Source organism: Achromobacter sp. GbtcB20 (assembly GCF_019091095.1).
GTDB lineage: Bacteria > Pseudomonadota > Gammaproteobacteria > Burkholderiales > Burkholderiaceae_B > Achromobacter > Achromobacter mucicolens.
This window is the reverse complement of record NZ_JAGXJZ010000456.1, coordinates 1-290: the sequence shown is the minus strand read 5'-3', so window position 1 is coordinate 290 and position 290 is coordinate 1. Positions and strand designations below refer to the sequence as shown.

1 rRNA gene is annotated in these 290 nt (G+C 51.4%); it reads left to right on the top strand.

Annotation, left to right across the window (positions count from 1 at the left end):
• Positions 1-80, top strand: a 23S ribosomal RNA gene (locus tag KVT32_RS29745); the annotation flags it as partial.
• Positions 81-290 lie beyond the last annotated feature (210 nt).

The window sequence follows — 290 nt, the reverse complement described above, 5'->3', positions numbered from 1 at the left end:
CAGGACGTTGATAGGCTGGGTGTGGAAGTGCAGTAATGCATTAAGCTAACCAGTACTAATTGCCCGTACGGCTTGTCCCTATAACCTTAGCAGGTATAGTCAGGAATACAGCGCTGTTTGTTGATACAGACGCTACCCCATACTTCTTCCAGATTCAGAGACGCTGTCCACCAGGACAACGCCTCGTACAAGTCATGCCTGATGACCATAGCAAGTCGGTCCCACCCCTTCCCATCCCGAACAGGACCGTGAAACCACTTTGCGCCGATGATAGTGCTGGAACCAGTGTG